Origin of the sequence: Roseibium album, assembly GCF_965233825.1 — a bacterium.
GTDB classification, from domain to species: domain Bacteria; phylum Pseudomonadota; class Alphaproteobacteria; order Rhizobiales; family Stappiaceae; genus Roseibium; species Roseibium album.
In genome coordinates this window covers 2,251,488-2,270,833 of sequence record NZ_OZ247583.1, presented here as the reverse complement: position 1 = coordinate 2,270,833, position 19,346 = coordinate 2,251,488, and the positions used below count along the sequence as shown (strand labels likewise).

The window sequence follows — 19,346 nt, the reverse complement described above, 5'->3', positions numbered from 1 at the left end:
GTGTCAAAACCCCTTGCAGGCATTCGGGTTCTTGACCTGACCAATGTTCTTGCCGGCCCTTTTTGCTGTCATCATCTGGCACATCTCGGTGCCGAGGTGATCAAGGTCGAGGCTACCGGTCGAGGCGATCTTGCGCGTCGGCTGGGCGCTGATCCGGACCTGAACGACAAGGGCATGGGCGTTTCCTTCCTCGCGCAGAATGCCGGCAAGAAATCCGTCACGGTCAATCTCAAGCATCCAAGGGGAAAGCAGCTCTTTCTCAAGCTGGTGAAGACCGCAGACGTGCTGGTTGAAAACTTCCGACCGGGAGTGATGAAGCGGCTTGGCGTCGGTTACAATACGCTCAAGAAAGAAAAGCCTCAGCTGATCTATTGCGCGATCTCCGGGTTCGGACAGGACGGACCCTGGGTCCACCGGCCGGCTTACGACCAGATCATTCAGGGTGCATCCGGCGTCATGTCGATCACGGGTGACAGCGAAAGTGCGCCCCTGCGCGTCGGATATCCGGTTGCCGATACCGTTGGAGGCATAACTGCCGCATTTGCCGTCGCCTCTGCTCTGAACGCCTCGCCGAGAGGTAGCTTCATCGACGTCTCCATGCTTGAATCGGTGCTGGCCACCATGGGATGGGTGGTTTCGAATTATCTGAATGCCGGCGTTGAACCGGCCGCCAACGGAAATGAAAACGTGACGTCTTCGCCCTCCGGGGCCTTCGAAGCAGAACACGGACTTCTCAATATTGCCGCAAACAAGGACGAGCAGTGGATTTTGCTAACGGACCATCTGGGACTGGGCGCGCTCCGCGCGCGACCGCAATACGCCACGCGTGAAGACAGAAAGCGAAACCGGCTGGCTTTGAAAGCCGAGCTTGAAACAGTTCTGAAAACACGGCCTGCGCGCGATTGGGCCAAGGAACTCAACAGAATAGGTGTTCCATCCGGTGCGGTGTTGACTGTGCCGGAGGTTCTGGAAATGCCACAGGTCGCAGATCGTGGTTTTCTGAAGACGTTCCAGGACGTGCCCGGTGTTGGCCGGGATATTTCCGTGACGACGACAGGGATCAAACTGGACGGAGAAGCCCCCCGCGTCGACGATCCTCCGCCTCTTCTTGGCGAACACAACAATGAAATCTGGACTGACCTCGGTCTCAGTGAAGCGGAGTTGACCGAATTGGAGAACGACGGCGCGCTGTGATCCTTGTGAGCAGCCACCTGTCCGATTGATGCCCGGCCGAAATACCAGGCATGGCGCCAGGGCAGACCCCGCGTCGTCCTGTGCTCATGCCCGTATTCCCGTGTGCAGCCTGCGGACGCGGGAGTTGGGCCGGTGTTCAGATGTGCAGGATCATCGCGGCCGCGGGACCGTTGCAATACAGCGGCTGCATTCGTTTGACCCTTGCTGCTGCGGCTTGCTCGCAGAGTGCCTCCTGGCTCAGAAATTGTCCGCGGCCGGTGAGTGCGATGTGATGGCGCATGGCCATGCCGAACAGGGAGTGTGTCGGTCTGTCAGCACAATAGACAAGAAAGATGTATCCACCGGACCGGGTCACACGCACAAACTCGCTCAATGCCGACTGAGTTTCGGAAATCGTTTCGATGCCCCAAGTACAGGTCAGAAGATCAAAGCTGTTTTCCGCAAATGGAAGATTTGTCATGCATCCCAGCACCCGGGTCGCTGGAATGTCTGCGCAGGTTTCCAGCATGGTTCTGGAGGCATCAAGCAGGACGAACTCGATACTCCCATCGGTTCCCGACATCAGTCGGCGAGCCATATCGCCGGTTCCGCATGCAACATCAAGCACATTCATTCCGGGTCGCAGCGAAGCCGTCAATGCTCCTTCGATTGCGCACTGCGCCTCACCGCCGGCATGCCGTAACCATCGCGAATGCGATCTTGCATAGCGACTGCCGCTGAACACGTCAGGGCGAGGCGACACACGCATTCTCAGGGCGCCGGGTTCACAGGTCCGCATCATTGCCTGGTACAATTCGAACAACAGATCCCATGAGCCGACCAAGACCGACGCTGTGATGCTCGATGCCGGAGCCCTTCTTGTAGACATTCGTGCAAAATGTTCTTCCAGCCTCGACAACGTCAATGCAGTAGCTTGAGTCGGCTGAAAGCTTCCAGGTTCCGGTAATCTTTCGAGCAGGAAGGTCCGCGGCGAATGTCCCATCGTGACCATAGTAAAATGGAGACAGACCGCCTTTGCCGAACGCACCGTCACCGGGCAGGACATCAATGTAGACCGTGTTGCCCTGCAGATAGCCTTCCACCTGTTTTCCAGCGAGCCTTTCAGATTTGTCCGCAGCTGAACCAGTGCTGAGACCTGCGGCCAGAACGGCAAGGACAAGTATGTGTTTCTGGAATGTTTTGAGCATTTTTTCCCTCTTGAATACCATTGGAGATCCGTAGGTCATTCGCGCAGGGCAAAATTCACACGCGCAAATCCATAAATCAAATTGATAGAATTTATAAATAATATATACTTTTGATTATGTTGGATATTCGCCTGCTCCAGACACTGATTGTTCTTGACGAAGAAAGAAGCGTGACATCGGCCGCCCGGCGCATGGGGGTCAGTCAACCGGCCATGAGCACAACGTTGCGGCGCTTGCGGGATCTGTTTCAGGACCCGTTGTTCGTTCGTGCATCCAACGGCCTTCTCCCGACAGATACCGCCGTCGACTTGCTGAAAAAAGCGCGGGAAATCGTGCGCTTGGTCGACACGCTCGAAGCGGAGAAAACTCCCTTTGACCCAAAGATAGCGGAGATGGAAATTCGCATCTCGGCATCGGACTTCGCGCTGTCGAGCATCTTGCCAGGTCTGATACGGAAGCTTCAAAACGACGCTCCGAATGTCAGGATAACGGTTGCTCCACTGGTGATCGACACAGTCGTCGACTCATTGGAAAATGGGTCTCTCGACCTGACGGTCCTGCCGAATTTTCTGGCGCCGGACAACATGCAGATCAGAAGGCTTTTTGAAGCTGATTTCATTTATCTCATGCGGGACGGTCATCCATTGCTTGAAGAGCCGGTCACGCTGGCAGCTCTGTCCCGATGCGAGCATCTGAGGGTTGCGCCGATATCCGTCCATCGTGCGAACCGCATCGAGAAAATTTTCGGCAACGCAGGCCTGAACCGCAGAGTGCGACTGACGCTGTCCAACTATGTCTCGGCGTTCGAAGTTGTGAGAAACACCGATCTGATCATGTTGACACCACGCAACATCGTTCGGGAGCTGGGTGTCGGGTTTGCCACGTGCGAACCACCCTTCAAACTCGACCCAATCGCAATGAGTCTGATCTGGCATCCGAGGAAACAAAACTCGAAATCGCATCGTTGGGTGCGTGATTATCTGGCCGAGGCGGTCAGGTCTGCTCCGGAGGCGATGTGTCCGGCCGATTGATTTCTCGAGGTTCATGCGCAAACAGGCAGCGAACCATCCGGGCCTTCGCACGCGAGAACACCGCGTCGGTGGAACGGACACCGGAATAAACAGACAGTGTGGCTGGATTCCTCCGGTTTCGCAGAGCCATATTGGCGCTGACCCTGCTGACCGCTTGCGCCGAGGATCATCGAAATTTCCTGATCCGGAGATATCTGGCACTGGTTCGCGCTAACGACTAGTCTGCTACCCAGGAAAATCATCCGATTGTCTTCGCAGAAAAATGCGGGAGCTTGTGCCCATTCTTGAATACGTTCTCACATATTGCACGCGCGCCGTACCTTGTGTGCTGTTGACGCTGTTTTTCAATGTGGCGTCGCAAGCCGGGTCGCCGTCCAGTGCCAGGGACTGGATCCGGCAAGCCACCACGCATGTCTGCGGCAAGGCGGATATGAGCGGTCTTCAGATACAGAACGCTCTTGCAGGCAGCTGGCTGCTTGAAGAAAGCTACCAGCCAAACGAGACCGCGCCTGTCAGGACAAGCTTTCGACTGGCATTGCCGGGAGGCGATGAGATGACACTTGAATCGCGCCTGGCCAACGGAATGCTTCGTCAATTCCGCGCTTCCTATTCAAAGTTCGACGGCAATGAACTCAGGCCGGCTCTTCTTGCGATTGCCGATGGCAGCTGTACGGTTCGCTCTGCCCGCGAGATCCGCGAGGAAGAAGGCCCCTGGATCTTTCTCGATCAGTTCGAGGATGACCTTGAAACACTGAGGTGGGCAGAAACACTTCAAGCTCCCTGGCCGGAAGGTGATGACCCGGGTGGTGTCCGGGTCGCACTCGTCGATTCAGGACTTGCCTACGATCTGCCGCTCCTTGCGAGCCGCCTTGCGCGCGACGACGACGGGGAGCCAATCGGATTTGATTTCTGGGACATGGATCCCTGGCCTTATGACGGAGACACTTCCCGCGGGCCATTTCTGCCGATACGGCACGGAACGGCTGTTGCCTCCATATTGGCACGAGAGGCCCCGAACGCCGCGCTCGTCCCCTATCGCTATCCACGGCCGGACATGAGCAGACTGACCGACCTGGTCGAACACGCTCTCGAACATGGGATAAAGATCATCGCCATGCCGCTCGGGAGCCGGAACCCGGATGATCGGAAAGCATTCGAAGACGCGCTGAAAGACAAGGACATTCTGGCAATCGTCTCCGCCGGCAATGACGGACGGGACATCGACAATGACCCTGTCTACCCGGCGGGGCTGGAGCTTGAGAATATCCTGACGGTCACGTCCGCAGATGCCTTCGGCAGACTGGCGACTGGTTCCAACTGGGGTGGCAAAAGCGTCGACATCATGCTGCCTGCGGAAAACATCGAGGTGACGGATTTCAGAGGCGCCACCGGCGTGACATCGGGATCAAGTTATGCGGTGCCTCGACTTGCCGCGCTGGCAGCACGCATTCTTGCCGATGACCCGGGTCTTACGGTACCGGAACTCAAGGCAAGGATCCTCGAACGCGCATCACCTTCCCCGTTTGAGCGGCAAGGCGCTGTTGCGACAGGATGGATTCCCGACCCGGAAACAGATTGAGCCTTACCTGCGCCGCGGCGCGGGCGGCGCACTGTCAATGAAACGGCGTGCCGCCTGTGCTTGCCTCGGATCTGCCTTCAGCAACGCCCGATATCCCGCTTCGGCCAGTTCCGGATCGCCGCCCCAAACACCTGATTGAATGGAAAACCGAAGCGCCTGCGGGTCGTCGGGCGCAGCATTGAGAAGCCAGCGGGCATGGTCGGTCATGTCTTCAAAACGGGTCGCCAGTTGGAGCGAAACCAGAAGAGACATCCGGGAATTGATGGAGTTCGGCACCTGATCAGACGCTTGTCCATGAAGGCTTATCGCGGCGTCGAAGTCCCCCGCCTGAGCCAGAAGGCGTCCTGCTTCCAGGAGCTGGCCATGGTTCGACGACGCTTTGCATGTTTTGGAAAGCTGTCCAAGCGCCTCCTCCTGCCGTTCACCTGCCAGAACGGAATCGATGGCGGTCGCACACGCGGCGAAATTGATCCCGAGCCGGTTCGTCATCCTGGTGGCTTCGGGACTTTCCCGCTGCTGGAGGAGCAATTGTATCGCCGAGACAGGTATGGCCTCGTACCTGCCGTCTCCACCACCCACTGCGATGCCTGCAAGGTCTCCGTCCCCGTCGACCAGAGCTCCACCGCTGACGCCGGGTTGCATGCGGGCACGCACGTGGAGCCGCCCGAGATCGGCTCCTTCCGTAGGTGCCAGAATAAGTTCACCCGGCTCGAAGACACGCACTTCCCGTCGCGCAATGTCGGCACCAATTGCGTAGTATGGTCCTTCTGCCGGTCTTGCCGACGCCGGATCTAGTATCTGTCCGTCTTCGGGCAATCCATCCACCTTCAAAAGGACAAGATCACCGCGAAAGGCTGACGGAACGACCTTGGCGGTTTTCGGACCGCCGGGAGTATGAACCGTTGCATCCTTGCGGTTCCCAACCACATGCCGGTTGGTGACGAGCAGGTCGCTCGCGATCCTGGTCGCACTGCCGACCGGATCGAAACTGGACACCGGAAAGACAGCCTGACGCAGCGCGCAGACTGCAGACGGATGCGGGCAATCCGGATCGGAATTTTTTTGTACATCCAAATCCGGCTGCCTGGTCGGCTCAACGAACGACAAACTGACAGTCTTTTCTGCACCACCTCTCAGCACCCTGACATCCACAACGGTCGTTTGTGGTGGCAAAAGCGCGAGCGCCGTGAGCGCGTCGCGTGGTGTGCGTGTTCGACGGGATCCGATCTCCAATATCAGGTCACCGGTTTCGATACCGGCGGCGTGCGCCTTGCCACCTGCGCGCACCGTTCCAACAACGGGTGCGGCAGCCTTTGCAAGTTGGGCGTTGTCCGCGGAGCCCAGTCTCCAGTCAGCAGACAGGTATTCGACCTTGCCATCTGCAAGAAGGGCGTCGGTCACACGCATCAACAACTTGGCTGATACGGCAAAATTCACGCCGATATTCGCATCCGCTCCGGACGCAAAAATGGCGGACATCATGCCGATCAACCGGCCCTGCGCGTCGACCAATGCGCCACCAGAGGAGCCCGGGTTCGCCGCGGCATCTGTTTGAACGAAATCCTCGACCGCATTGAAGCCCGCATTTGTGACCCCGACCGCTGAAACGACGCCGCAGGTGACGGATAGTCCAAGTCCGAATGCATTGCCGATCGCGCAGGCCGGCTGCGCCAAACCCGGGGCAGGGCTGATTTCAAACGGCACCAGATCCGTCTCGACCGACAACAGCGCAATATCGCTTGCCGCATCACCGGCGATCAGGCGAGCCGGCAATACTCTTCCATCTGAAAGACGAATATCGACACGCTCTGCAGGTTCCACGACATGGAAGGCGGTTGCGATTACTCCGCGCCGCACGACCACGCCACTGCCTTCCGGCGCGGTACCGGGAGACGCGCCTTGTCCGCCTTGCTCGTGTCCGGGCCATACAGGAAGGACGGAGACGACGTGTTCCAGCGTTTCCTCAGGCATTGCCGATAACGGAGCCGTGGTCAGGAACAGGCACACAATCAAGGCAAAAAAAACAGAAAAACCAGTACGACGAGGCATCCAAAGCTCCGGAATTGGGATGAAACGCAAGTTACGTTTTCAGGTCGTTTGAACTTAGACCTATCGGAGCTTGTCGAAAAGCCGGCCCTGACATCTTCGACCTGTCAGTAGCTGGTGACACGGACTGACATGCATGGTGCCCCGAACCGGGCAAGCCTGAACGAAACTCCGTTACCAAGAAACTTCGAAACAGTAGCCTGCCCAAGACAAGCCCGCGCTCATCTGATCCGGCATGAGCCTGAGATTGTCACTCGGCAAAGCTGCTTTCCGGAGTTCGTTTCGTCAGGCCGCGTCGGTCTGGTCGAGATCGCCAAGTGCCGCACGATTGCCTTCCTCGATGTTGTACATGACAATTTCTATGGCATGCTCCGGTGACAATCGCGTTTCGTCCTGCAGGGCAATCAGGTTGCCGACAACCTGGCTGGAGACTGCAAGCAACTCTGCAGGGCAGAGCGTATCCTGGTATTTGCAAAGGACTCCGACCAACTCCTGACGCAGAGTAAAATGTGTGTTCGACGGGACAGCATACTTCATGACCTAACTTCCTCTAAACGCACTATAAAAAACAATTCACCATCAAAATTCGGCTCGAGGCCGGATGTTCGTCATGTTGCAATCGGGTGAAAGAAGGCGTCACGAACCGCTCGGGTCAACCAACAAAGGTCGCCACCTTCCAAACAATACTAAGCACTACTAACAATAGAGCGTGAATTTCAATAATCAGACACGCACTTAACAGGTGACAATTTCACTGCAAAAGCCACCTATGGAATATTACTTGAAAAGTTACCTAATTTCAATTTTGGCTCATCAACGCCACATCCCCGTTCAAATTGGCCTGTCGAGACCGAATTGATCAATCGCGGATGTCCAGTGACTGTTACTGTCAGCACCTGGGACGCAGTGCCAACTTGGCATAAGAGGCAAGGGAAACATCAAGTTCCGACTTTCAGCATCCATGCGTAAACAGAGGAAGAAGATTGAGCACTCAGATTTTGAGTTGCATCGTCCCGTCAGCTTACGCGTATTTCAGGCGCATCAGATTTCGCAAAAAATTTCATAGCCCATTCGGGTGATGTACCGTCTCGAGCACGCGATATAATTTAACAATTACTTAATGAATGTATTTTGAGGGGGAATTCCAATGAAAACCATTTTTGGACCTGCACTCCTGCTTGGCGCGATTGCAATCATGCCTGTGAGCGCGAACGCAGCGCCGTCTGTTCTTGCAAATACGCAATTTACTCTCGGCTCGACCTGCAGTTTCAATTCATCCGCTTCGGGGAGCGTTGCGGCCTCCTGCGGGTCCTATTCTTCAGGCGATGGCATTGATGCCCGTGCCAGTTTCGGCAGCATCGGCATCAGAACGAAGGCTGCAGGACCGAGCAGTGTCATCGGCACAGGCACACCAGAGGAAAATGACTTCTGGCGCGGCGCAGCAGCCATGAACGACACGCTTTCATTTTCGGTCGACAGCGGAACCTTCCGGCTTTTCACCGATATCGCGATCTCCCTGATCGAGGAAGTCAGCGGTTCTTTCGGCGGCAGTTCCCTGCCCTTTGGCCGCAACATTTTTTCTGTAAGGATCGGCGATGAAACGATCTTCCATCGTAGGCACGAATACACGAACAGTTTGACAACGGGAGTTGCCAGTCTGTCGTCCACCGACGACTTCGGGTCAGCCGGAAGAGGTTTCGTCGATCTGGCGTTTACCGGAGGATCGCTCGACCTGCACGCAAGCCTTTTTTCGGAATCCAGATGCGGAGCCATGCATACCGGGAACTTTTTCAACAAGACCGGCTCATGCCTGCTCGGGGTAGACGCCTTCAACAGCTTGCGGCTAATCGGGTCGTCCGTCTTCGATACGGATGGCAAAGAGGTATCCGGTGGCTTTACGAGCTCGGAGAGCGGATTTGACTATTCTGTCGGCGTCCCGCCGCACGGCCCTGTTCCAATTCCTCTTCCAGCCACACTTCCCTTGCTTGCCGGCGGCTTGGCTGTTTTCTTTTTCGGCCGCCGAAAGACAACACAGGCCGGTTAAGCCCAAGCTCAGACAGACAACAACTTCAAGCTTACTCTTCCTGTCACCCTGACGCAGGTAACTGCGTCAGGGTGACTTGGCGATTGGCCATCTATCAGCGCTTTCGTCAGCTGTTAAAGGCAAACACCGACTCACGCCTCATTCGCACCGACTTCCGTTTTCCGTTACGTCGGCTGACGTGATCAGCGTCTTTCAGGCGCGCGCGCGCGTTCTTTGCGGGTCCATGAAAGGAGTGTCGGAAACGCTGGCACCAAGACGCTTCATGCGCCCGTCGAGTTGACCGATTTCGAGATACGTTCCGTTTCCCGCCTGCTCGACGGCGATCCGAGCCATTGCAATTGCACGTTCCAGCGTTGGCGAACGTGTGGCGGAGGTGACGATGCCAACCTGCCGCTCGCCGGCATAGACCGGGGCACCATGCGCAGGTACATCATCACTATCGATCAGAAGCCCCTTGAGCAATCGGCGCGGGTCGCGGGCATTCCGTTCCAGCGCCCGCCTGCCGGTGAAAGATTTCTTGGCAAGATCGACCGCAAATCCCAAACCGGCCTCGAAGGCATCTATACCCGGCGCGATTTCGGCGTTCCGTGCGGCCAGCCCGGCTTCAATGCGCACGATTTCGAGAGCAGCACTTCCCATCGGTACAATGCCGAATTCCTCACCGGCTGCCATCACTGCATCCCAGATTTCAATCGCGTCGGATTTGGAGCAGAAGATTTCATAGCCGAGCTCACCGGTGTATCCGGTTCTGGACAGCAGAAATGGCGCTCCCTCGCGATCCCTTAGGCGAGACATTGTGACACCGAACCATTTCAGTTGATCGAGAGCAGGGACCTGAGGCTGTGTAAACACGATCTTGCGCAGCAGATCCCGCGATTTCGGCCCCTGAAGTGCCAGATTCGGAAGGCTTTCGCGGACATCGTGAATACGAACCTGCAAGCCAAGTTCATGCGCAAGCGCTTCAAGCGCCCGGGCGCTTTCTTCCGAACCGCAGCACCAGCGGAACAGGTCCGGTCCCAGGCGCAACAGGGTGCCGTCATCGATAACGGTTCCGCTGTCGTCACACATCAGCGTGTAGGAGGCGCGCCAGACCGCAAGTTTCTCGACATTGCGCGTCGTTGCGAGCTGCATCAGCTTCATGGCGTCCGGGCCGACAATGTCGTATTTGCGCAAACCGCTCATGTCCTGAATCGCCACAGCCTCCCGGCAAGCCCAGTATTCGCCCAAGGTTCCAAAAGCGGGATAGCTGACCGGAGCCCAGAGATTGCGTGCGGGTGCGAAATGCTGTGTCAGAACAGACAGCCGCTCGTGGAACGCGGAGTTCTGACTGGTGGTCATGGGAGCGTCTTCCTTTTCGCGATAGGCCACGGCACGTCGCATAGGTTGGTCCGGTCGGTAAATGCGCACGTGAACATCCGTCGGGTTCCAGCCGTTGATCGGGTCGATGTCATCCGGGCAGGCCGTAGACACACAGACAAGATCTTCCATCGCCCGCATGGCGACATAGTCACCGGGACGCGAGTAGGATTCGGCGGTCTGGATCGTGTGGTTGTCCGGATCTATCCAGGTATTCCAGAAGAAGTTGATCGCAGGCCAGGCCGACCGTCGCGCGATACCATATGGGTCGAGTACTTCTGACATGTTGTCCGAACAGTTCACATGCCCTGGATAACCGCGCTCCTCGTAACCACGTGCTGTACAGGCCAGGCCGAACGTATCGTGGCGGCCGCAGGTATCCTGTACGACATTGAGCATCGGACGCATTTCGCGATCGTAGAACTTGTCGAACAGACCAGGGCCGGGATAGGCGCGTCTCACCATCGACCGTGTCGCGGTGCTGTCTATCATCCACTCCTCTCCGGCCATCAGGGCGTCCGATCTGAAGGCCGTAAAGTCGGAACATTGCTGGCCTTCAACATCAATGATCTGAACGATTTCACCCTTCTTCAATTCATAGGCCAGTCCCGTACCCCGAGACACGGTGAATTCGTCGCGCGTTTCGCCCAAAAGTGGGGGCAGAACAGGACCTGAAACCACTGCAGGCTTGTGACGAACAGACACGGGTCCACCCAAAGAACCGCAGACCAGGTCCTGCGAGGTCGACTGGTAGATCAGCCACAGGTCAACAGGCCGTTCTGCCTTCAGGACCAGCACTCCCGACGAAACCGCAACCACGTGAGCGGCGATTGCATCAAAGTCCCGACCGCCGTTTGTGGAGATCCAGCCAGCGAGTTCGGCACTGTCGAATTTGCTAAAATTCATTCTGGAATTTGAGATCAGCCCGAGCGCATCAAGAGCGTCGCCTCCTGCCCCATCAAAAGCGACCAATGCCAGCTGGTCCTTCGCGGACATATCTTCGAGCGAAAGAAGATCACCGGGTTTCACTTCGAGATGGACAGATTCACGCGGGGCCAGCCAATAGTCCCTTGCATGCGTCGGCTTTCTGAAGCCGGGAAAGCTTCTTCCCGGTGTTTCATGGCCGACATTGTTGAAAGCGTAAAGTACGGATTGGTCGCGCATTTCAGGGTTTCCGCCGAATGTAACTAGTTACACAGCTTGTTTACCCGGAGTGCCTATGTCAAGTTTTTCTCAATTGCGATTTACTCATTGGGCAATTTCAGAGGCACATGGCGAACACCAGATCCCGCAAACGCGCCAATCTCAGGGATGTTGCAAAACTGGCGAATGTATCGGTTGCGACCGTTTCCCGTGTCCTGAATACACCAGATTCCGTTGCAGAGGCCACCAAGGCCGCCGTCACCGCGGCGATCGCAGAGCTGCGTTTCGTACCGAGTGCCGCGGCCCGCGCGATCAATTCCGGTCGGTCCCGCGTGGTGGGCGCACTCGTGCCGACGCTCGATCATGCGATCTTTGCACGTTACCTGGCGGCGATTGAACAAACGCTGTCCGGCTATCGTCTCTCCCTGGTCGTTGCCACCACGAAGGGCGACGCGGCAATTGAAGCCGAAAAGGCGCAAACTCTTGTCGATATCGGCGCGGAAGGACTGATAGTCTCCGGGGTCACCCATGAACCCGGGCTTTATGATCTGATCGAACGCTGCCAGCTGCCTGCTGTTGCGACATCCTACTACGATCCGGACTTTCACCTGCCGACCATCGGTTACGACAATGCCGGCGCCGGCCGGATCGCGCTGCAGCACCTGCTTGACCTTGGACACTCACGCATTGCCGTGGTGCATGGCTCCCTGATCGGTAATGACCGCACACTTGCGCGTCTCAAGGGTCTTGAAGATACGGGCGATGCTGAATTGAGTTTTGTCGAAGCCGATCTATCGATTGAAGACGGTTGCAAGTCCGCGCAAACCATCCTTTCGGCCGCACACAGGCCTACAGCCATTTTGTGCCTGTCGGACGTGCTTGCGACCGGTGTCCTTTATGAAATGCAACGCCAGGGCGTCGGTGTGCCGCAGGACGTGTCGGTCATCGGCATCGACGATCTGCCCGGATCAGCGCATGCGTCACCCAGCCTGACAACAGTTCACCTTCCTGTCGTCAGAATGGGGCATGCAACAGCCGTTGCTATTTCCGAATGGATTGAAAACGGACTGAAGCCGTCCGGGATGCTGCTTGCAACTGAACTGATTGCCAGGGATTCGACCGGTATCCGGCGCCCCGCTTGAAACAGGAACAGGCGCAGCATCACCGCGCCTGTCGTATTCTTCTCAATGTCAGGCCCGGCCCTTCCAGGGCACCAGAACCCGCTCGGCCATGCGCATCAGGATATCGATGCTGTAGCCGACGATACCGATCAGGATGATACCCATGATGACGATATCCGTGAGCTGAAACTTCGATGCAGCGATAATCATCATCCCGGCACCTTTCTGCGCGGCAACCAGTTCGGCGGCCACGACCGTTCCCCAGCAGACGCCCATGGCAACGCGTGCACCGGTAAAGATCTCGGGGAGGGAATTGGGAACGATGACATAGCGCAGGATCTGGCGCTTGTTGGCACCGAGCGAAAAGGCCGCGTGGACTTTACTGATATTGACACCTGAAACGCCGGCCCTGGCCGCAATCGTCATGATCCAGAGCGCTGCCAGGAACAGCAGCACGATCTTGCCGGTTTCCCAGATACCGAACCAGATGATGACCAGCGGGATTAGCGCAAGCGGCGGAACCGGGCGCATGAATTCCACGATCGGATCGAACCAACCGCGCACCCAGCTGGACAGGCCCATGGCGTATCCTAGCGGGATCCCGATAATCGAACCGGCGACAAAGCCACCGATAACGCGCAGCAGCGACCAGCCAAGATGCTCCCACAGCGTGAAATTCTGATACCCTTCGGAAGCGATCTCCGCAAAGCGACTGACCACAGCTTCCGGTGAAGGCATCCAGATGGGTTCCATCTGCAGCCCCTTGCTGGGTTCAAAATTCAGTGACCCCTTGGGTGTCATGCTTACCCTGCCGTTGGAAACACTGACACTTTCGCCGGGTGCGATTGGCTGACCGTCAACTTCCGTAACGCGCGCGCCCTCACCGTCATTGCGGGTGACACGCAAAAGCACGGAGCGCCAGGCACCAACAGTTCCTGAATCGTCCTGTGCAAAGCCTTCCTTCGGCGCCACCTCGGGAGCATCGATCTTTTTGCCGGGTTCGTGGACGATGACGTCCACATTGGCTTCACTGGTTTCACCAGCTTCGTTGGTAACGGTGTAACTGAAGCCCGTCTCACCGGTAAAGGGACCGGGTACGTGGAAAGGAACCAGCTTCGAACCGGTGAACGCGCCCCAGATGAAGAAGATAACGAGCACCGAAATCACGGATGCAGCCCTGTTTGGGCGGATTGCGCTCTCGTCGCCAAACGTCACCGTTTTCAGGCTGGTGTAAGACTGCCCGCGCTGCATCAGCGTGCTCAGATAGCTGACCAGAAAATAGCTCGCCAGAAACAGCGCAGCGTAAGTCAGAAAAACAATTGACCCGGTCATGCCGCTGTCTCCGATCGACCCATGATTTCCTCTTCCATTTCCCAGATCATCGAGAGGATTTCTTCACGGGTTTCACCAAAACCCTCGCTTTTTTTGACTTCCCTGAGATCGGCTTCAACACCGCGATCGGCAAAAGGCAAGCGGTATTCCTTGTGAATGCGTCCCGGTCTCGGGGCCATCACCAGAAGGCGTTCTCCCAGAAGCAGGGCCTCTTCCACCGAGTGGGTGATCAGGATGACGGTCTTGCCGGTTTCCTTCCAGAGCTTCAGGACAAGACCCTGCATCTTCTCGCGCGTCAGTGCGTCCAGAGCTCCCAGGGGTTCATCCATCAGAATGACGTCGGGATCATTGGCAAGGCACCGCGCAAGAGCAACGCGTTGCTGCATGCCGCCTGAAAGCTCATAGACAGCCTTTTCCTTGAAGTCCTGCAGACCCACTGTTTCAAGCAGATGATCGACAATCTCGTCGCGCTGCTTCTTCGGCATGGATTTCATGCGTGGACCGAAGTCGACATTCTTGCGGACATTCATCCATTCGAAGAGTGCCCCTTTCTGAAACACCATGCCACGTTCGGCATCGGGACCGGTGACGATGTGACCATTCAATCGCACCTGTCCGTCCGTTGGAGCCAGAAATCCGGCGACAATGTTCAAAAGGGTGGTTTTCCCGCAGCCCGAAGGACCCAGTACCGACATGATTTCGCCGGTGTTCAACTCAATGGAAACGTCCTTGAGTGCCTGAACGTGCGTTCCGTTGGGTAGGTCGAAACGCATGGATAAATTTTCGATATGGAGGCCGTCCATTGAGAGTCATCTCCTGCAGTGTGAAGAATGGGAAATTGGGGCGACGTCAGTTGCCGCCCCAAGACTTGCAGGGATGCTGGCTTATTCTGTTCCCGTCGCAGCCAGGTAGCTTGAGTCCACGGCATCGACATAGCTGTCGAGTGCCTGCGGGATCGAGCCGGCTTCCTGGAAGACATCTGCAACACCGAGCATGAATGTCTGGACATTTCCGCCCATCCACTTGTCACTCAGCTTGTCCTCAACGTTGGGGAACGTGAATGTCGCAAGCGTGGCTTCGGTCGCATCGACATCCATGCCGGCGTCCTTGGCGATGACTTCGATCATTTCCGCCTTGTTCTCACCTGCGTTCCACATGGCATTCGCCTCGGCCGTCACCTTCAGGAACTTGGTCAGCATCTCGGATTCTTCAGCGGCAAAATCAGCCGGAACGCTGATACCGTCAAAAACGAGAATACCGAGCTCTTCCTTCTCGGCGCCGGTCAGGAGGACATTTCCGTGTTCCACCATGCGGCGCAGGGCACCGCCCCAACCGCAGACCATGTCAAGGCTTCCCTGCGCGAAGGCTGCCGCACCATCGGCCGGAGCCATGTCAACGATCTCCATGGTCGAAATGTCGACGCCGAAGTGCTTCATCTGTGACAGGAAGCCATAGTGCGCCGCTGTCCCTATCGGCACGCCGACCTGCTTGCCTTCCAGTTCCTTGGCATTGTTCTTGTCGATTTCCAGAGCTTCGGCAACCACACAGTTGTCGTTTTCCGAGTAGCTGACCGCAATGTCCGTCAGGATGAGATCCTGACCGGCGGAAGCTGCGACAACAAATGGCGGCACGCCCTGGCTGACGGCAATCTGCACATCGCCAGACGCCATCGCTGCGGACATTGCAGTGCCTGTGTCAAACGAAACCCAGTTGATCGGAACGCCCAGGGCTTCTTCGTAATGGCCCTTTTCCTTGGCGTATTGGAACGGCATCGGCCATTCCAGGAAATACGCGACTGTCAATTCCTGAGCCGCGGACGTTGCCGGCAAGCCGCTCATGAATGCCAGAGCTGCCAGAGAGCCGATTAGTTTAGATTTGTAGGTCATTTATGCTTTCCCACTGTTCCCTCGATACTTCGCAGACGCGCAGGTATTCCTGTCTCTTGCCACCTTCGTCGAACGTTGGCTTGCCTGCATATGAAAATGGTTACGGCAGAACGACGCGGTTACAATAGAAACACTCAACTGGATCTAAAGTAAATCCAGATCTGGCCCTATATGTCCCCACGCCCCCGTGTTGACTGAAAATAATTGATGCAATGGTCTGCTTGAATTGTGAGCAGGCGCACAAAAAACTGCTTGCGCAGTCCAGCATCGAATTCGCCAAGTTTCGAGCATGCCGATGAGAGACGAAAGGACATTGCCATGAACGTTGCAGCTTCTCCGAATGATCTGAGTGAAATCATCGAAGCCGACCGCAACCACGTTTGGCACCACCTGCTTCAGCACAAGGGGCTGGAGATCAATGATCCGAAAATCATGGTGGAAGGCAAGGGTATGCGGCTCTGGGATGCGACCGGAAAGGAGCATCTGGATGCTGTTTCTGGAGGTGTCTGGACCGTGAATGTCGGCTACGGGCGCGAATCCATTGCAAATGCGGTGCGCGATCAGCTGATCAAGCTGAACTACTTCGCCCATTCGGCCGGATCGATCCCGGGATCGCTGTTTTCCGAACGCCTCATCTCGAAAATGCCGGGCATGAGCCGGGTGTACTTCACCAACTCCGGCACAGAGGCGAATGAAAAGGCGTTCAAGATGGTCCGTCAGATCGCGCACAAGCGCTTTGGCGGCAAGAAACACAAGATCCTTTATCGGGAGCGGGATTATCACGGTTCCTCAATCACCGCGATTTCCGCCGGTGGCCAGCAAGAACGCAATGCCCAGTATGGCCCCTACACGCCAGGCTTCGTCGAGGTGCCTCACTGCTGCGAATACAGGGCCCAGTGGGACGTAGACAATTACGGCGAACGTGCCGCCGACGCGATCGAGGAAGTCATCCTGCGCGAAGGCCCGGACACGATCGGTGCGCTCTGCCTGGAACCTGTGACCGCCGGGGGCGGCGTCATCACCCCGCCTGAAGGCTACTGGGCGCGTGTGCAGGAGATCTGCAAGAAATACGACATTCTTCTTCATATCGACGAGGTCGTCTGCGGTGTGGGACGCACCGGCACCTGGTTCGGTTACCAGCAATACGGTATCAAGCCGGATTTCGTGACAATGGCAAAGGGCGTCGCTTCCGGTTACGCCGCGATCGCCTGTCTGGTGACGACTGAAGATGTCTTTGAAATGTTCAAGGACGATGCCAGTGACCCGATGAACTTCTTCCGCGACATCTCCACCTTCGGCGGCTGCACTGCCGGACCGGCGGCAGCGCTCGAGAACATGCGGATCATCGAGGACGAAGGCCTGCTCGACAATACCACCTTGATGGGTGAACGCCTGATGGCAAACCTTCACGGCCTGATGGAAAAACACCGGGTCGTCGGTGACGTTCGTGGCAAGGGCCTCTTCTGTGGCGCAGAGCTTGTGGTTGATCGCGCGACCAAGGAACCGGTTGCTGAAAAACTGATGCAGGCGGTTGCAGCAGACTGCATGGCTCAGGGTGTGATCATCGGCGTCAGCAACCGGGCGGTTCCCGGCCTGAACAATGTGATCTGCCTGTCGCCCGCCCTGATTTCCACGCCGGATGACATCGACAATATAACAGACGCCATCGACGGTGCGCTGACGCGGGTTTTCAGCTAGCGAGCTCCGCGTTCCCTCTCAAAACCACCAGGGCATGGCAAGTATCTTTGCCATGCCTTTTTCCGTTTTTTGATCCGCGTTCAACCCAAAGCCAATTTGTATTTGCCAATTCGAATGCGGCAGCTAATTATAAGTCCAGCTGCAAACAGAATTAGGGCCAGATATGGCAATTCCAGCCGAAACGTTTTTTCTGCGCCCAGACAACGAAACGTCGCTCCAGCAGCAGATCCAGCGACTTATCGTTGAAGCCATCCTGTCAGGTCGCTGTCTGCCTGGTGAAAAGATGCCCTCCAGCCGAAAACTGGCAGAGCATCTGGGTGTTGCCCGCATAACTGTCACAATCGCCTATACCGAGCTTGTCTCCAACGAATATCTCGTTTCGAAAGGGCGCTCCGGCTATTTCGTTTCCCAGACCGCACCAAGCCGGCCGAAATTCAACCTGCCGGATCAAACCGACAAAACTCAGGTGGACTGGGCGCGGACCATCGGACAGCGGTTTTCCGAACACGTTCCCCTGGTACGGCCGGACAACTGGCGCGATTACAAGTATCCTTTCATCTACGGTCAGTCGGACGCCAGGCTTTTCGACCATCACAACTGGCGAAACTGTGCTCTGAAGGCAGTCGGCCGCAAGGATTTCGACACGCTGGCGACAGATTATTACGAGCGTGACGATCCCATGCTCGTCGAATTCATATTGCGGCAGATCCTGCCACGGCGTGCAATCACCGCACGGCCGGAGGAGATCCTGATCACGATGGGCGCACAGCACGCGCTCTGGATCACCGCGCAAATCCTGCTGACACAGCGACGCACGGCGGCAATCGAAAACCCCTGTTATCCCGGTCTGCGGCAGATCCTGAGCCAGACCCGCTGCAATACCGTATCGGTAGATGTCGACGCTGCAGGCCTTCCACCGGAAAACCTGCCGGAGACTCTCGACGTGGTCTTCACGACACCCAGTCATCATTGCCCGACGAATGCCACGATGCCCGTTTCCCGCCGGGAGCGCCTGCTGGATCTTGCTGCCCGAAAGGGCTTCATCATCGTGGAAGACGACTACGAGTTCGAAATTTCCTTTCTGAAATCTCCATCACCGGCCTTGAAGTCGCTCGACCCGACCGGATCGGTTATCTATGTCGGGTCCTTCTCAAAATCGCTCTTTCCAGGCCTGCGGCTCGGGTATCTGGTTGCGTCGGAACCCTTTATCCGTGAAGCACGGGCCTTGCGTTCCCTCGTCCTTCGACACCCTCCCGGACTGATCCAGCGCACCGCCGCCTATTTTCTGTCCTTGGGCCATTACGATGCCCAGATTGCGCGGATGGGCAGGATCTACCGCAAACGAAGGTCCATCATGGAGCAGAGCCTGCACGAAAACGGCCTGACCCAGACCGGCCAGGGAACGTTCGGCGGCTCCTCATTCTGGATGCGTGCGCCCAATAGTGCCGACAGTTCGAAGCTGGCGATGAAACTCAGGCAGGACGGTGTGCTGATCGAGGCCGGGCGTGCCTTTTTTTCCGAAGGCGAAGAGCAGCCCGGATACTACCGCCTCGCCTATTCTTCCATTGCCTCGGCCCGGATTCCCGACGGCATTTCGCACCTCGCCAAGAGGCTCGAAGAAGCAGTCCCGTAGGATGCTTTTTCACGGCTGAAATCCCCTTCCGACACCCGTCTTGAGAATGCGACTGAAAAAATTCATTCGCTCGTGAAATTTTTGTTGATTTTTTCA

Annotated in this window: 15 protein-coding genes; 7 read left to right on the top strand and 8 right to left on the bottom strand. The window is 56.8% G+C overall.

The features are described from left to right. Positions 1-1,194 (top strand): CaiB/BaiF CoA transferase family protein, encoded by a 1,194-nt coding sequence (locus tag ACO6TI_RS10535; RefSeq protein WP_422384915.1) that lies wholly within the window; start codon positions 1-3, stop codon positions 1,192-1,194. Positions 1,195-1,330: 136 nt separating this feature from the next. Here the strand turns inward: ACO6TI_RS10535 and ACO6TI_RS10530 are convergent, their stop codons facing one another. Together ACO6TI_RS10530 and ACO6TI_RS10525 are read right to left on the bottom strand one after the other, a co-directional pair. Continuing rightward, positions 1,331-1,942, bottom strand: coding sequence for a class I SAM-dependent methyltransferase (locus ACO6TI_RS10530; RefSeq protein WP_422384914.1), 612 nt, complete (start codon positions 1,940-1,942; stop codon positions 1,331-1,333). Between the two features lie 16 nt (positions 1,943-1,958). Then, positions 1,959-2,381: a hypothetical protein gene (locus tag ACO6TI_RS10525; protein WP_196891441.1), complete on the bottom strand. Its 423-nt coding sequence runs from the start codon at positions 2,379-2,381 to the stop codon at positions 1,959-1,961. 116 nt (positions 2,382-2,497) lie between these two features. On the opposite strand from ACO6TI_RS10525, the gene ACO6TI_RS10520 reads away from it, so the two are divergent. Together ACO6TI_RS10520 and ACO6TI_RS10515 are read left to right on the top strand one after the other, a co-directional pair. Next, the gene (locus tag ACO6TI_RS10520; RefSeq protein ID WP_196998976.1) at positions 2,498-3,412 is read left to right on the top strand and encodes a LysR family transcriptional regulator; all 915 of its coding nucleotides are present in this window, start codon (positions 2,498-2,500) and stop codon (positions 3,410-3,412) included. A gap of 274 nt (positions 3,413-3,686) precedes the next feature. Then, positions 3,687-4,991, top strand: coding sequence for a S8 family serine peptidase (locus tag ACO6TI_RS10515; protein WP_422384913.1), 1,305 nt, complete (start codon positions 3,687-3,689; stop codon positions 4,989-4,991). A gap of 3 nt (positions 4,992-4,994) precedes the next feature. Here ACO6TI_RS10515 and ACO6TI_RS10510 read toward each other — a convergent pair whose 3' ends face one another. Then, complete coding sequence (locus tag ACO6TI_RS10510) at positions 4,995-7,040, bottom strand: trypsin-like peptidase domain-containing protein (protein ID WP_422384912.1); 2,046 nt, start codon at positions 7,038-7,040, stop codon at positions 4,995-4,997. 282 nt (positions 7,041-7,322) lie between these two features. Further along, positions 7,323-7,574, bottom strand: coding sequence for a hypothetical protein (locus ACO6TI_RS10505; protein ID WP_055120227.1), 252 nt, complete (start codon positions 7,572-7,574; stop codon positions 7,323-7,325). A 610-nt stretch (positions 7,575-8,184) separates the two neighbouring features. Between ACO6TI_RS10505 and ACO6TI_RS10500 the strand changes: the two genes are divergently transcribed. Next, positions 8,185-9,081 (top strand): hypothetical protein, encoded by an 897-nt coding sequence (locus ACO6TI_RS10500; RefSeq protein WP_422384911.1) that lies wholly within the window; start codon positions 8,185-8,187, stop codon positions 9,079-9,081. A 192-nt stretch (positions 9,082-9,273) separates the two neighbouring features. On the opposite strand, the gene ACO6TI_RS10495 is transcribed toward ACO6TI_RS10500, so the two are convergent. Next, positions 9,274-11,601: a DUF1989 domain-containing protein gene (locus ACO6TI_RS10495; protein ID WP_422384910.1), complete on the bottom strand. Its 2,328-nt coding sequence runs from the start codon at positions 11,599-11,601 to the stop codon at positions 9,274-9,276. A gap of 107 nt (positions 11,602-11,708) precedes the next feature. Between ACO6TI_RS10495 and ACO6TI_RS10490 the strand changes: the two genes are divergently transcribed. After that, positions 11,709-12,722, top strand: a complete 1,014-nt coding sequence (locus ACO6TI_RS10490; RefSeq protein ID WP_422384909.1) for a LacI family DNA-binding transcriptional regulator — start codon at positions 11,709-11,711, stop codon at positions 12,720-12,722. A gap of 48 nt (positions 12,723-12,770) precedes the next feature. Here the strand turns inward: ACO6TI_RS10490 and ACO6TI_RS10485 are convergent, their stop codons facing one another. The 3 genes from ACO6TI_RS10485 to ACO6TI_RS10475 all read right to left on the bottom strand — a co-directional run bounded on the left by ACO6TI_RS10485 (position 12,771) and on the right by ACO6TI_RS10475 (position 15,919). Then, entirely contained in the window at positions 12,771-14,033 is a 1,263-nt protein-coding gene (locus ACO6TI_RS10485; protein ID WP_055120233.1) for an ABC transporter permease subunit, read from the bottom strand. After that, on the bottom strand, positions 14,030-14,836 hold the full coding sequence (locus tag ACO6TI_RS10480) for a taurine ABC transporter ATP-binding protein (RefSeq protein ID WP_055120235.1): 807 nt from the start codon (positions 14,834-14,836) through the stop codon (positions 14,030-14,032). The genes ACO6TI_RS10485 and ACO6TI_RS10480 overlap by 4 nt, the downstream gene beginning before the upstream one ends. A gap of 81 nt (positions 14,837-14,917) precedes the next feature. Continuing rightward, complete coding sequence (locus tag ACO6TI_RS10475) at positions 14,918-15,919, bottom strand: ABC transporter substrate-binding protein (protein WP_055120237.1); 1,002 nt, start codon at positions 15,917-15,919, stop codon at positions 14,918-14,920. Between the two features lie 318 nt (positions 15,920-16,237). On the opposite strand from ACO6TI_RS10475, the gene ACO6TI_RS10470 reads away from it, so the two are divergent. Further along, positions 16,238-17,617 carry an aspartate aminotransferase family protein gene (locus ACO6TI_RS10470; protein ID WP_422384908.1) on the top strand — a complete coding sequence of 460 codons (1,380 nt, stop codon included), beginning with the start codon at positions 16,238-16,240 and terminating at the stop codon, positions 17,615-17,617. A gap of 163 nt (positions 17,618-17,780) precedes the next feature. Beyond that, on the top strand, positions 17,781-19,250 hold the full coding sequence (locus tag ACO6TI_RS10465) for a PLP-dependent aminotransferase family protein (protein WP_422384907.1): 1,470 nt from the start codon (positions 17,781-17,783) through the stop codon (positions 19,248-19,250). The last annotated feature ends 96 nt before the right edge of the window (positions 19,251-19,346 follow it).